The organism is Agromyces cerinus, from assembly GCF_016907835.1.
Taxonomy (GTDB): Bacteria; Actinomycetota; Actinomycetes; order Actinomycetales; family Microbacteriaceae; genus Agromyces; species Agromyces nitratus.
In genome coordinates, this window is record NZ_JAFBCT010000001.1 from 3,128,884 (window position 1) to 3,141,493 (window position 12,610).

The window sequence follows — 12,610 nt, forward strand, 5'->3', positions numbered from 1 at the left end:
CACCACCCCATGACCCAGACCAGCACCGGCACCAGCACCCACGTCGAGGTCGACACCACCGCGGGCCGCGTTCGCGGCGCCTGGCGCGGCGAACCCGGCGAGGCATCCGCTTCGGCCGCCTTCCTCGGCATTCCTTTCGCCGAGGCTCCCGTCGGCGAGCTGCGCTTCGCCGCGCCGGTGCCGAAGGCGCCGTGGGAGGGTGTGCGCGACGCGCTCGAATTCGGCGCGACCGCGCAGCGCGGCGACCCCGGCGTGACGCTCATCCCCGAGCCGAGCGTGCCCGGCGAGTCGACGCTGAACGTCAACGTCTTCACCCCGGCGCCCGCGACCGACTCGGCGCTGCCGGTGCTGGTCTGGATCCACGGCGGAGGCTTCTTCGCCGGCTCGCCCGCGAGCCTCTGGTACGACGGCGGGCGCTTCAACCGCGACGGCGTCGTGACCGTGACGATCTCGTACCGCCTCGGCTTCGACGGCTTCGGATGGATCTCCGACGCCCCGTCGAACCGCGGCGTGCGCGACTGGCTCCTCGCCCTCGAGTGGGTGCAGGAGAACATCGCGTCGTTCGGCGGCGACCCGTCGCGCGTGACCATCGCCGGCCAGTCGGCCGGCGGCGGCGCCGTGCTCACGCTGCTCGGCATGGAGTCGGCGCAGCACCTCTTCCACGGGGTCTACGCGATCTCCGGTGCACTCGCCGACGTCACGCCCGAGCGGGGCGAGAAGTTCGGCCGTGAACTCGCGGCCGCCGGCGGCGTCGAGCCGACGGTCGCCGGGTTCTCGAGCCTGAGTGAGGAGCGCATCCTCGAACTGCAGAAGAAGGCGACCGAACTCGGCCCCGACTCCCTCCAGAGCATGATCGACGATGGGCTGGGCCTCGGCCCGGCGATCGACGGCGAGCTGCTCACCCGCTCGACGAAGGAATCCCTCGCGGCGGGCGTCGGCACCGACAAGCCGCTCGTCATCGGCGCCACCGACGACGAGTTCACGATGGCCTTCGCCGAGGCCGAGAAGAAGCTCCGCTGGATCCCGAAGTCGCTGATGCTGAAGAAGCTCGGCATGCCGAAGCCGAAGCTGAAGCCCTACCTCGCGGCGAACGCCGAGGTCGCCCGCACAGGCACGGCGCGCATCGCCGGCCGCTTCCTGACCGACCAGATGTTCCGCACCGCCCTGCTCAAGATCGTCGCCCTGCGCGGCGACGCCCCCACCTGGGTGTATCGGTTCTCGTGGCCGTCGGGCACGTTCGGCTTCGCCGAGCACTGCCTCGACGTGCCGTTCTTCTTCGACTGCCTCGACTCGATCGCGATGGAGCCGCTCGCCGGGCCGAACCCGCCGCAGCAGCTCGCCGACCAGGTGCACGGCGGCGCCGTGGCATTCGTCTCGACGGGCGACCCGGGCTGGCCGCGCTACACCGAGCCCGGGCGCGAGACCCGTGTCTTCGACACCCCGTCGACCGTGGTGTCCGACGGCTACGCGAGCGTGCGCCCGTTGCTCGCGGGCTGATTCCGGCACGACCCCGGGGCCTTCGGGTCGTGTCCCCCGATTGGGGTACGTGACCCGGAGGCCCCGTTGCACGCATGCTTCTCACATGACTACGGCCGGCGAGACCTCAGTTCCCACCACCACCGGCCCGCTCGACGAGGTGCATCGCGAGCAGTCCGCGCGTCTCGTCGACCACCTGGTCGACCACGGGCCGGCGACCCGGAGCGAGCTCGCCGCCGCGACCGGCCTCGGCCGAGGTGCGATCGCCGGACTCACCGCCAGACTGCTCGACGCCGGCGTGCTGCGACCCGAGGCTGCGGATGCTTCGGGCGACCACCGCACCGCACCGTTGACGCTCGCCGCGGCCGACCATGTGCTCGTCACCGCCCATCTCGGCCCCGACGACGCGGTCGCGACCATCGCCGCGCTCGGCGGCGAGGAGCTGGCCCGGTTCACGGTGCCACTCCGCCCCGAAGACTCCCCCACCGGCGAGGCTGCCCCCGCGCCGACTCCGCTCGAACTCCTCGCGATCGTGCTGGGCCGGGCGATCGCCCGGGCCGAGCGGGCCGAGCGGCCGATCGCCGACGTCACCGTGCTCGTCGACGGCGCCGTCGCCGGAACGCCCTCGGTCGTGCTCACCGACGATCGGATCGGCGTCGAGCCGGTCGACGTGCTCGGCGAGCTCCGTGCGCGCACGCCGGGGCTCCCCGATGTCGAAGCCGAGCTCCCCGTGCCGATCGCGCTCGTGCCCACTGCGGTGGCCGCGGCATCCGTCGAACTGAGCGGCACCGCCGCACGCGACCTGCTCTACCTCGCCGGTGACACCGGAATCGTCGCCGCGGCGGTCGTCGACGGCCGGCCTCTGCGCGGCGCCCACGGCCTCGGCGCGACCTTCGCGCACCTGCCGATCGTGCCCGGCGGCGTGCGCTGCAGCTGCGGGCAGCGCGGGTGCCTCACCACGGTCGCCTCCCCCGAGATCGTGCTCGAGCGGGCCGGCCTCGCCGAGTTCGCGGCCGCGAACGGCCGTCTCGCCGCCCTCGACGAACTCGTCGTGCGGGTCGACGCGGCCGACGATCGCGCCCGTTGGTCGTGGCTCGACGCGGCACTGTGGATCGGGCGCTCACTGCAGGTGGTGGCGCCCACCCTCGACCCGGCGACCATCGTCGTCGGCGGCTACTGGGCGGCACTCGTCGGCGACATCGAGACGTCGTTCCGCGACAACCGGCCGACCATCGGCGGCGGAGCCCTCGAGTCGATCCCGACGATCGTGGCGTCGCAGCACGGCGGTGAAGCGGCCGTCGCGGGCGCCCGCCGTCAGGCGCGCGAGCGCCTGGTCTCCGAGCCGTTGCTGCTCGCCGGCTGAGGCAGCCCTCGGCCGAACCTGCTGCGGAGGCCCCACCCGGTCACCCGCATCATCGCCTCGATCACGATGCCCGCACTCATCTTCGAGCGCCCGCGCTCGCGCTCGACGAAGGTGACGGGCACCTCCACCACGACGAGACCGGCCTCCCGCGCATGCCAGAGCATGTCGACCTGGAACCCGTAGCCGCGGGTGTGCACGTCGTCGAGCCGGATGCGTCGCAGGGCGTCGGCCCGGAACGCGCGGTAGCCCGCGGTCGCGTCCCTCGTAGGCAGGCGCAGCACCCAGCGCGCGTAGGCGCTGCCGCCGCGGGAGAGCCACTGGCGACGCCGCGGCCAGTTCTCGATCGAGCCGCCGTCGATCCAGCGCGAGCCGATGACGAGGTCGACCGGCCGGCCGGCGTCGGCTCCCGCCCCGGCACCGGCACCGGCACCTGCACCGGCGTCCACGCCGGCCGCGAGCGCGTCGAGCAACCGCCCGAGCTGCTCCGGCTGGTGCGAGCCGTCGGCGTCCATCTGCACGATCGGGTCGAACCCCTCGGCGAGCGCCCAGGCGAACGCGTCGAGGTAGGCGGCCCCGAGGCCGTTCTTCTCGGTTCGGTGCAGCACCTGCACCGAGGCATCCGCCGCCGCCATCTCATCGGCGATGACGCCGGTGCCGTCGGGCGAGGAATCGTCGACGACGAGCACGGACACCGCCGGCACGGCCGCGCGCACGCGTGCCACGATCGCGGCGATGTTCTCGCGCTCGTTGTAGGTGGGAATCACCACCAGGGCTCGGGTCATCACTCGAATCGTAGTCGCCCGCGGCCCCTGCACGTGTCAGGGGCCGACGGCGGCGCCGGTGCTCAGCGCACGCCGGCCATGAGCTTCAGCACGCCGCGGCTGCCCACCGCGAGCGCGATGCCGAGCACGATCGCGATGGCGCCGAGCACGCCGAAGTAGACCACCTCGGTGTCGGCCGAGTAGAACGTCGCGAGCTGGCCCGAGATCGCCGTGCCGAGCGAGACCGAAAGGAAGAACAGCGCCACCATCTGCGTGTGGAACACCTTCGGCGCGAGCTTCGTCGTCACCGAGAGCCCGACCGGCGAGAGCAGCAGTTCGGCCACGGTGAAGATGAAGAGGATGCCGATGATCGCGAGCAGCGGCGTCGAATTCGGCGCACCGCCGGCGAACGGGATGAACAGCAGGAACGCGACACCCATGATCGCCGTGCCGAGCGCGAACTTGATCGGCGTCGAAGGCTGGCGGTCGCCGAGCTTGGTCCAGATCGCGGCGAAGACGCCCGACAGGATGATGATGAAGATCGGGTTGATCGACTGCACCCACGACACCGGCATCTCCCAGCCGAACAGGTCGCGGTTCAGCTGCTTGTCGGAGTAGATCGTGAGCACCGTGAACTGCTGCTGGTACAGCGACCAGAACGCGACGCTCGCGACGAACAGCGGGATGAAGCCGAACACCCGGCTGCGCTCGACGGTCGTGATGCGCTTGCTCGAGAGGATCACCGCGAAGTACGACACGGCGGCCACGATGACCGAGGCGATCACCCAGGTGACGAGGTTCGTCGCGGTGATGAGGCCCGTGACGACGAGCACCACGACGGCGACGACCGCCGCAACCGCGACGCCGATCACGAGGCCGAGGCGGTCGCGGGGCAGCGGGTTCGGAACGACGGATGCCTCGGCCGGCAGGCGCTTGCGCCCGAACGAGTACTGGGTGAGGCCGATCGCCATGCCCACCGCGGCGAGCGCGAAGCCCCAGTGGAAGCCGAGCGTCGATGCGAGCAGGCCCGTGAGGATCGGACCGAAGAAGGCGCCGAGGTTGATGCCGAGGTAGAAGATCGAGAACCCGGCGTCGCGGCGCGGGTCGTGCTCGGAGTAGAGCGTACCGACGACGCTTGTCGCGTTGGCCTTGAGCCCGCCGGAACCGAACGCCACGAGGACCAGGCCGACCCCGACGCCGAAGAACCCGGGAAGGAGCGCGAGCGCGATGTGACCGGCCATGATGACGATGGCGCTGTAGAAGAGCACCCTCTCGCTGCCGAGCACGCGGTCGGCGAGCCACGCGCCGAGGATCGTCGAGAGGTAGACGCCGCCGCCGTAGGCGCCGACGATGCCGGCAGCTGCCGTCTCCTCCATGCCGAGGCCGCCCTCGGCCACGGAGTAGTACAGGTAGATCAGCAGGATCCCCTGCATGCCGTAGAAGCTGAACCGCTCCCACATCTCGACGCCGAAGATGTTGGCGAGCGACCGCGGCTGGCCGAAGAACCCGTGGTCGCGCTTGATATCGCTCGGCTCCGAGACCGGCTCGGTGACACTGCCCATGGAGGTTAACCCTAGCGGAATCGCTTGCAGCGCCTCCGTCGTCGATCGTCAGCCGCGAACGATCCAGCCTCGTTCGGAGGCGTGCCAGCCGAGCTGCAGCCGACTCGAGACGCCGGCGAGCTGCATGAGCCCCCGAACGCGCCGCTGCACGGTGCGCTGCCCCATGTCGAGATGCTTGGCGATGCTCGCATCGGTGAACCCGCCGAGGAGCAGCGACAGCACCTGGAGGTCGAGCACGTCGAGACCGCTCTCGCCCTCGACCGCCTCGTCGGAGCCCGGACCGCCCAGCACGAGCGGCGTGGCGTCGCGCCACACCGATTCGAAGAGGCCGGCCAGGGAATCGACCAGACCGCTGGCGTGGATCACGAGGGCTGCCGGCTCCGAGTGATTGCCGTTGAGCGGCACCATCGCGAGCGACCGGTCGGCGATCATCAGCTTGGTCGGCACCCGATCGACCACCCGGACGTTGACGTCGGAGCCGAGCGCAGCCGACACCTCGGCGAACTCCGCCGGGGAGGTGAGCACGGCGCGTTCGACCACGATCCGGTAGGAGACGCCGCGGGCGACCGCCACTCCTTCGGCCTGATTGTCGGGCCCGGACACGGCCACCGAGTGTTCGGTCACGAACGACATGACCTCCTGCGTCGCACCCAGATGCAACTGCAGGAAGCGTTGCGACACCGCGGCAGCGCCCACGACCACCTCGACGAGATCACGGGCGTCCGACTCGGACGCTTCGGCGAGGTACTCCTCGGCGAGCGCGACCGCCGTGAGCTCGGCCTCCTCGAGCTCGAGCCGCTGCTGGATCAGGAGCGGACGCAGTGCCACGCCTGGGGGCGCTGCGACCCATCGCCCCCCGGACTCGACCGAGGACTGCGTGGCCAGCCCGCGCAGCTCGAGTGCACGGAGCCGCCGCCCCGTCTCGTCTTCGCCCATTCCGAGCCGCCGGTTCAGGTGACCGAGATCGGCGGCGCCGAGCGCAAGGAGGAGCCGGTAGACGGACTCCTCCCCCTCGTCGAGCCCGATGGCTGACAGCATGCGAACACTCCTCGGTCGCGGATGTCTCAGGGTGGCGGGAAGCGGCCACGGCGTAGTCCCGCCCGCCCCCATTCTTCCGTTCCGGTCGCCGGTACTGCGAGCCTGACGGCCAAGCCCGGCAGACGCAGACCGATCCGGCCATCGTCACGGACTCACCAGAAGGAAGGAAACCGATGCGCCCCATCTGGCGTAGCACCATCACGGCGGCCACCGTCGCCGTCATGGTAGCCACCACTGCAAGTCAGTCCAACGCCGTCGAATCGAACGAAGCCGGCGAGCAGCCGCCGATCGTCGGAAGCACCGCCTGGCTCGGCCAACAGGCCGACCCTCCGGTCACGGTCACCCTGGTCAATGGCGACCGGGTGCTCGTGACCAATGGCACCACCGTCACGGTACTGCCTCGCGAAGACGGCTCGCAGCCGATCGTGGAGACCCGCCGCGTCGGCGACGACGTCTACGTCTACCCGGCCGACGTGATCGAAGCGCTCGCCGCCGGCAAGGTCGACGAGGAGCTCTTCAACGTCACCGGCCTCGTGCGTCAGGGCTACGACGACGCGCACAGTGCCTCGATGCCGCTCATCGCTCAGTACGCCGACCCCGCCGCACCTGTGGTGACCCCACGCGGCGCCGAGGCGGGCCTCGTGCTCGAATCGATCGGCAGCGCCGCACTCAGTGCAGACAAGGCCGACGCCGCGGACTTCTGGGCCGATCTGACCAACCCGCGGAGTCGATCCGCCGGTTCGATCGAGAAGCTCTGGCTCGATCGCAAGGTCGAGGCCGCCCTCGATCAGTCGACCGCGCAGGTCAACGCCCCCGACGCCTGGGCTGTCGGACTCGACGGCGCCGGCGCGACCGTCGCCATCCTCGACACCGGAGCCGACGCCGAGCATCCCGACCTGCAGGGCCGCATCATCGCCGGCGAGGACTTCACCGACTCGGGGTCGTGGAACGACGGCAATGGACACGGCACTCATGTCGCGTCGACGGTCGGCGGTTCCGGCGCGGCCAGCGACGGCGCGAAGCGTGGCGTGGCACCGCAGGCAGATCTGCTCGTCGGCAAGGTCCTCTCCGACTTCGGCTCCGGCTCGACGTCGGGCATCATCGCGGGCATGGAGTGGGCGGTCGCGCAAGGCGCGGACATCGTGTCGATGAGCCTCGGCAGCACCGGCCCGGTCGACGGCTGCACCGACCCGATGGCGATGGCCGCCGGGTCGCTCTCCGAGAGCAGCGACAGCCTCTTCGTGATCGCGGCCGGCAACGTGGGGCCGGGCAACAACACGGTCTCCTCCCCCGGTTGCGCGCCGGCGGTGCTCACGGTCGGCGCGGTCGACCGCGACGACAGCACGGCGGTCTTCTCCAGCCGCGGGCCGGTCGCCGGCACCCACGTCCTGAAGCCCGAGATCACCGCGCCCGGCGTGGGCATCTCCGCTGCAGCGGCCGGCGGGCGGGGCGAGTACGCGTACCGGTCCATGTCGGGCACCTCCATGGCAACGCCGCACGTCGCGGGAGCGGCCGCGATCGTCAAGCAGCGCCACCCGGAGTGGGACGGCGAGCAGATCAAGGCCGCCCTCGTGTCGTCGGCCGAGACCGACATCCCCGGCGACGTGCGCGAGACCGGCGGCGGCCGCCTCGACGTGAGTGCGGCGATCGACGAGACCGTGACGGGCGCGCCGGCACTGCAGGCGGGCTCCTTCGACTGGCCGCACACGACCGACGAGGCCGTCGCGATCGACGTGCCCTACACGAACGTGTCCGACGCACCGGTGACCCTGCAGCTCGAGATCGAGGGGCTGACCGGCAACGACGGCTCCGCCGTCAAGGGCAAGCTCGCGAAGCTCGAGCAGGACTCCGTGACGATCGCGGCAGGCGAGACGGCGACCGTGCCGCTGCGGGTCGACCCGTCGGCGAAGCTGTCGGCCGCGCAGTACGGCGACGTCACCGGGCGAATCGTCGCGACCGGCGACGCCGCGGTCTCGACGCCCTTCTCGCTGTACGTGCAGCCCGAGACCGTGCAGGTCACGGTCAAGGTGGTCGACCGCAACGGCGACCCCGCCGCCGGCGCATCCTCGCTCGACATCATCAACACCGACACGAGCAGCGGCAGCCGCTGGTACAACGGCGGCGCAGAAGAGCAGGTCGTCGACGTGCGACCGGGGCGCTTCTTCGTCTCGAGCTTCATCGCCACACCTGACGCCGACGGCACCACGAAGCTCGTGGATTCGGTCAGCTACGTGGCACGTCCCGAGCTGTCGATCACCGACGACACGACCGTGGTGCTCGACGCACGCGACGCCGACCGCATCACCGTGAAGACCGATCGTCGCAGCGAGACCCGGGTCATGAGCCTCTCCTTCGCCCGCAGCTGGGACGACATGTGGGGGCACTCGGGCACGCTCACCGCGGGCGCCACCGTGACGTCGGTCTACGCCGACGTGCAGGGCACGGCTCACGACGGCGAGTTCGAGTTCGGGCACTACTGGCGCAAGGCTGCGCCGCTGGTCGAAGACCTGTCGGTGGTCGGCGGCGACGCGCTCCACCCCATCCCCGCGGGCTACACCTCGATGAACCTCACGGGAACGGGCCGACTGCCGGTCGTCGACGCGGGCAGAGGCACCGACGCCGAACTCGCGGCGGCCGACGTCGCCGGCAAGATCGCCCTCGTCCGCATCGCGGACGGCACGGGCTCGGTCTACGCCGAAGTCGTCGCGGCCGGCAAGGCGGGCGCCAAGGCCGTGGTGGCCTTCCACGAGGCGACCGGGCGCTGGCAGCCCCTGACCGGCACATCCGGCGGGCAGGTGCCGGCGTATTCGATTCCGTCCGACGAGGCCGCCGCCCTGCGGGAACGGCTCGCCGCCGGACCCGTCGAGCTGCAGTGGAGCTTCACCTCGTCGAGCCCGTTCGTCTACAACCTCGGGTTCACCCAGGACACGCCGTTCACCGATGCCAAGGAGTTCGTCGTGCGCGACAAGAAGCTCGGGCGCACCGAGGCGACGTTCCAGTCGATGGGCACGGCCGTCGACCGCCTCGACCTGGTCACGGCGGTCGACGCGTCGGGCAACGGCGTCGGCGTGGGTCAGTTCCAGCCGGTGCAGGCGCCCTCGAAGCGCACCGAGCTGTATACGGCGGGCGACCTCCGGTGGCAGTCCGCCGTGCTGGGGTACTTCCCGTTCGGTGAGGTGATGCTCGACCAGGTACGCCAGTACGAGCCCGGCAGCGTGCGCTCCGACACGTGGTACGACGGTGTCATCGCACCCAGCGCCGCTGAGTCGTACACCGGCGAGGTGCAACTGGCCGCCGAGCGGCAGGGCAACCTGATGGGCTTCGCGAGCGGAATGTGGGCCGACAGTTCCGGCCACTGGGCGGGCCCCGGCTCGTTCGGCGACATCGGCAACCTCGTCCTGCGCCGGAACGGTGAGGAGATCGGCCGATCAGCCTACATCTCCGACGTCTTCGAGGTGCCCGCCGACGATGCCGAGTACGAGCTGCAGCTGTTCACGGAGAAGATCGGCCGCCAGACGAACACCTGGCAGCGCTCCTCGGCGGTGACGACGGTCTGGAAGTTCCGTTCGCACCTCGACGAGAGCACCTACTCGCAGGGCCTGCCGGTCATGTTCCCCCGCGTCGACCTCCCCGAGGACGGCATGAAGACGCTGGCGGCGAAGGCCGACCAGAGGCTGCAGCTGAACGTCGCCGGCCACGCGGGCTACACGCCCGGCACGATCACGAGCGCCGGCCTTGCGTACTCCTACGACGGGGAGACGTGGGTGGATGCCACGACCCTCCAGGAAGACGGCGAGTGGGTCGCGATCGTCGACCACTCCGGCGCATCCGGTCAGCCGGTGAGCCTTCGGGTGAGCCTGACCGACAGCAACGACAACTCGGTGACGCAGACCGTCGTTCGGGCGTACGACGTGCGCTGATCACCGCGGCACGTCGGAACACGGCCTCGCGGCCACTCGGACTCGGGCGAGTCGGGGTGGCCGCGAGGTCGTTCGCGCCATGATGACGATGGCGCTGGAGAGACGGGCACCTTCTCGCTGCCGAGCACTCGCTCGGCGAGCCACGGGCCGCGGATGGCTACTCCTCGGCCACCGCGAGCTTCGACTTCGCGTAGTGCCTGCGGGCCTTCACCCGGTTGCCGCAGGTCTCCATCGAGTGCCATTTGCGGGCGTTGGCACGGCTCTCGTCGATGAGGAAGTGCTGGCAGTCGTGTGCCGCGCACGGCCGGATGCGCGAGCCCTGATCACCCTGCAGCGCCGACCACTCGCCCACGGCCCTCGCCCCGATCGCGCGTTCGGGGTCGACCTCGTCGATCCACTCGAGCCCGCTCGCGCCGACGCGGGCACGCTTGCGCATCGCGTCGGCCCACGGCTCGAGCGCCGCGGCAGCCGCTTCACCGCGAAGGAACGGCACGAGCGCGGCGCGCACCGCCCGGGCGTCGGCGACCTCGGCCGGCGAGCCGAGCGCGCCGTGCACGCGCAGCCATGCGGATGCCGCTGCGTCGTCGCCGAGCTCGTCGTGAACCTCGTCGCCGATCACGAGCCGCGAGTTCACGAGGTCGAGCAAGAGGGAGGCGGACATGGGCTCTCGATTCTGAACGGAAAGTTATAACCATCATAACGCGCTAGACAGGTTGGAATGATCGCGCTATGGTGACGTTATAACCAACACACCGAACCACACCGGTTAGGCAGAAAGTCACAAGGAGCACGATATGTCGACCATCACCGTCGGAACCGAGAACAGCACCCCCATCGAGCTGTACTACGAAGACCACGGCTCCGGACAGCCGGTCGTGCTGATCCACGGCTACCCGCTCAACGGCCGCTCATGGGAGAAGCAGTCCGCCGCGCTCCTCGATGCCGGCTACCGGGTCATCACGTACGATCGCCGCGGGTTCGGGCTCTCGAGCCAGCCGACCACGGGGTACGACTACGACACCTTCGCCGCCGACCTGAACACGGTGCTCGAAACCCTCGACGTGCGGGGCGCCGTGCTCGTCGGCTTCTCGATGGGAACCGGTGAGGTCGCGCGCTACCTGAGCACCTACGGCAGCGAGCGCGTGGCGAAGGCCGCGTTCCTCGCCTCGCTCGAACCGTTCCTGCTGCAGACCGACGACAACGCCACGGGTGTGCCCGCCTCGGTGTTCGAGGGCATCGAGCAGACGGCCAAGTCCGACCGCTACGCCTGGTTCGACGCGTTCTTCCAGGACTTCTACAACCTCGACGAAACGCTCGGATCGCGCATCAGCGAGGGGGCGTTGCGCGGCAGCTGGAACGTCGCGGCCGGCTCATCGTGGTTCGCCTCCTCGGCGGTCGTGCAGTCGTGGCTCACCGACTTCCGCGGCGACATCGAGAAGGTCGACGTGCCGTCGCTCATCCTGCACGGCACCGCCGACCGCATCCTGCCGATCGACGCGACCGCCCGCGAATTCACGAAGCGCCTGCCTGCCGCCGACTACGTCGAGATCGAGGGCGCACCGCACGGCCTGCTCTGGACCCACGGTGCCGAGGTCAACGACGCACTGCTCGCCTTCCTCGCGAAGTAGTGCGGCCGCACCCGACACGGGGGTTTCGGGGGCATGCCCCCGTGCGGGCGCGGCACCGACCTCGTTAGGGTCGAAGGCGGGCGGAAGGACCGCCCGAGGGGGAATCATGACTCGCACAGCGCGCACGATCGCGACCGGCGCCGTCATCGCAACGGCGGCACTCGCCCTGAGCGGATGCGGCCTGCTGACGCCGCCCGAACGCTTCAGCGACGACACCACCCTCGACGAACAGGTGCACACGATCGAGATCGACCAGCCTGCGGGCAGCGTCACGGTCCGCGGCGACGAGGACGCCACGGAGGTCGAGGTCTCACGCACGGTCTCGTACCACGGCGACCGCGAGGTCGGGTCGACGTTCGAGGTCGACGGCGGCGTGCTCGTGCTCAGCGGGTGCGGCCGCAACTGCACGGTCGACTACTCGATCGCGCTGCCGACCGGCGTCGACGTGCGCGGCGACACCTCGAACGGTGCGATCGAGCTCACGAAGGTGGGCGAGGTCGACGTCTCGACGAACAACGGCGGCATCGAACTCGACGACGTCGCCGGTGCGGTCGAGGTCGAGACGAGCAACGGGCGCATCGAGGGGCGAGGCCTGGCCGGCACCGGCGTGCGGGCGTCGACCTCGAACGGCGCGATCGAGCTGCGACTCGATGCTCCGCAGGACGTCGACGCGCGCACCTCCAACGGCGCGATCGACCTGGCCGTGCCGACCGATGACGCGGGCTACCGCGTCACGGCCGACACGTCGAACGGCCCGGTCGACGTCGACATCGACGAGGACTCCGACGGCGAGTTCACGCTCGACCTCGCCACCTCGAACGGGGCGATCCGGGTCACCGGTCGCTGACCCGTCGCGACGGAG

9 protein-coding genes are annotated in these 12,610 nt (G+C 70.6%); 5 read left to right on the plus strand and 4 right to left on the minus strand.

The window, feature by feature from the left end; all coding sequences use genetic code 11:
* The first annotated feature begins 9 nt into the window (after positions 1-9).
* The gene (locus tag JOE59_RS14570) at positions 10-1,497 is read left to right on the plus strand and encodes a carboxylesterase/lipase family protein (protein WP_204461567.1); all 1,488 of its coding nucleotides are present in this window, start codon (positions 10-12) and stop codon (positions 1,495-1,497) included.
* Positions 1,498-1,582: 85 nt separating this feature from the next.
* A complete protein-coding gene (locus JOE59_RS14575) occupies positions 1,583-2,839 on the plus strand; it encodes an ROK family protein (RefSeq protein WP_204461568.1) in 1,257 nt (418 codons plus the stop codon).
* On the opposite strand, the gene JOE59_RS14580 is transcribed toward JOE59_RS14575, so the two are convergent.
* The 3 genes from JOE59_RS14580 to JOE59_RS14590 form a co-directional block, all read right to left on the minus strand.
* Complete coding sequence (locus JOE59_RS14580; RefSeq protein ID WP_204461569.1) at positions 2,791-3,621, minus strand: glycosyltransferase; 831 nt, start codon at positions 3,619-3,621, stop codon at positions 2,791-2,793. The genes JOE59_RS14575 and JOE59_RS14580 overlap by 49 nt on opposite strands.
* A gap of 62 nt (positions 3,622-3,683) precedes the next feature.
* Positions 3,684-5,162 carry a peptide MFS transporter gene (locus JOE59_RS14585; protein ID WP_204461570.1) on the minus strand — a complete coding sequence of 493 codons (1,479 nt, stop codon included), beginning with the start codon at positions 5,160-5,162 and terminating at the stop codon, positions 3,684-3,686.
* A gap of 48 nt (positions 5,163-5,210) precedes the next feature.
* Positions 5,211-6,200: a helix-turn-helix domain-containing protein gene (locus tag JOE59_RS14590; protein ID WP_179551825.1), complete on the minus strand. Its 990-nt coding sequence runs from the start codon at positions 6,198-6,200 to the stop codon at positions 5,211-5,213.
* A gap of 173 nt (positions 6,201-6,373) precedes the next feature.
* On the opposite strand from JOE59_RS14590, the gene JOE59_RS14595 reads away from it, so the two are divergent.
* On the plus strand, positions 6,374-10,120 hold the full coding sequence (locus JOE59_RS14595; RefSeq protein ID WP_204461572.1) for a S8 family peptidase: 3,747 nt from the start codon (positions 6,374-6,376) through the stop codon (positions 10,118-10,120).
* Positions 10,121-10,277: 157 nt separating this feature from the next.
* Here the strand turns inward: JOE59_RS14595 and JOE59_RS14600 are convergent, their stop codons facing one another.
* Positions 10,278-10,781 carry a CGNR zinc finger domain-containing protein gene (locus JOE59_RS14600; RefSeq protein WP_204461574.1) on the minus strand — a complete coding sequence of 168 codons (504 nt, stop codon included), beginning with the start codon at positions 10,779-10,781 and terminating at the stop codon, positions 10,278-10,280.
* A 133-nt stretch (positions 10,782-10,914) separates the two neighbouring features.
* Between JOE59_RS14600 and JOE59_RS14605 the strand changes: the two genes are divergently transcribed.
* A complete protein-coding gene (locus JOE59_RS14605) occupies positions 10,915-11,748 on the plus strand; it encodes an alpha/beta fold hydrolase (RefSeq protein WP_179551822.1) in 834 nt (277 codons plus the stop codon).
* 106 nt (positions 11,749-11,854) lie between these two features.
* Positions 11,855-12,595, plus strand: a complete 741-nt coding sequence (locus JOE59_RS14610) for a DUF4097 family beta strand repeat-containing protein (protein WP_204461576.1) — start codon at positions 11,855-11,857, stop codon at positions 12,593-12,595.
* Positions 12,596-12,610: the final 15 nt, after the last annotated feature.

Coding starts and splice junctions, on each gene's coding strand:
- JOE59_RS14570 (WP_204461567.1), top strand. CDS start 10: ATGACCCAGACCAGCACCGGCACCAGCACCCACGTCGAGGTCGACACC.
- JOE59_RS14595 (WP_204461572.1), top strand. CDS start 6,374: ATGCGCCCCATCTGGCGTAGCACCATCACGGCGGCCACCGTCGCCGTC.
- JOE59_RS14580 (WP_204461569.1), bottom strand. CDS start 3,621: ATGACCCGAGCCCTGGTGGTGATTCCCACCTACAACGAGCGCGAGAAC.
- JOE59_RS14610 (WP_204461576.1), top strand. CDS start 11,855: ATGACTCGCACAGCGCGCACGATCGCGACCGGCGCCGTCATCGCAACG.
- JOE59_RS14585 (WP_204461570.1), bottom strand. CDS start 5,162: ATGGGCAGTGTCACCGAGCCGGTCTCGGAGCCGAGCGATATCAAGCGC.
- JOE59_RS14590 (WP_179551825.1), bottom strand. CDS start 6,200: ATGCTGTCAGCCATCGGGCTCGACGAGGGGGAGGAGTCCGTCTACCGG.
- JOE59_RS14600 (WP_204461574.1), bottom strand. CDS start 10,781: ATGTCCGCCTCCCTCTTGCTCGACCTCGTGAACTCGCGGCTCGTGATC.
- JOE59_RS14605 (WP_179551822.1), top strand. CDS start 10,915: ATGTCGACCATCACCGTCGGAACCGAGAACAGCACCCCCATCGAGCTG.
- JOE59_RS14575 (WP_204461568.1), top strand. CDS start 1,583: ATGACTACGGCCGGCGAGACCTCAGTTCCCACCACCACCGGCCCGCTC.